This is a genomic window from Mesorhizobium sp. M8A.F.Ca.ET.208.01.1.1, assembly GCF_004791315.1.
GTDB lineage: Bacteria > Pseudomonadota > Alphaproteobacteria > Rhizobiales > Rhizobiaceae > Mesorhizobium.
Genome location: NZ_SRUT01000245.1, coordinates 1 through 317, shown reverse-complemented (window position 1 = coordinate 317; position 317 = coordinate 1). Strand labels below are relative to the sequence as shown.

The 317-nt window shown below is 69.4% G+C and carries 1 protein-coding gene; it reads right to left on the bottom strand.

Going from position 1 to position 317, the window contains the following annotated elements:
- On the bottom strand, positions 1–317 hold a 317-nt coding region (locus tag EN851_RS35125; protein WP_245520903.1), incomplete at both ends, for a LysR substrate-binding domain-containing protein.

Sequence of the window (317 nt, the reverse complement as noted above, 5' to 3'; positions counted from 1 at the left end):
CCGGCCCGGCCGCCAGCGGCCTGACGGTGAGCCCGGCGAACCGATGCCAAGGCAGCAGCGCGTCAACCAGGCCGATGCCCAGGCCGGCCTGGACGAAACCCGCCGCGGAGATAGAGACATCGATCTCCAGCGACGGCGAAAGCGTCACACCTTGCGTGCGGGCAGCGTGGGCCAGTTCGTCAGAGGGACGGGTGTTGCCGCGGTAGGATATCAGATCCTTCCCGGCAAGGTCGGAGAGCGTCAGTTCGGCTTTGGCTCGCAGCGCATGCCCGGCGGGCAGCAGGCAGGCGAAGCCGACGCTGCCCAGCACCTCCGCT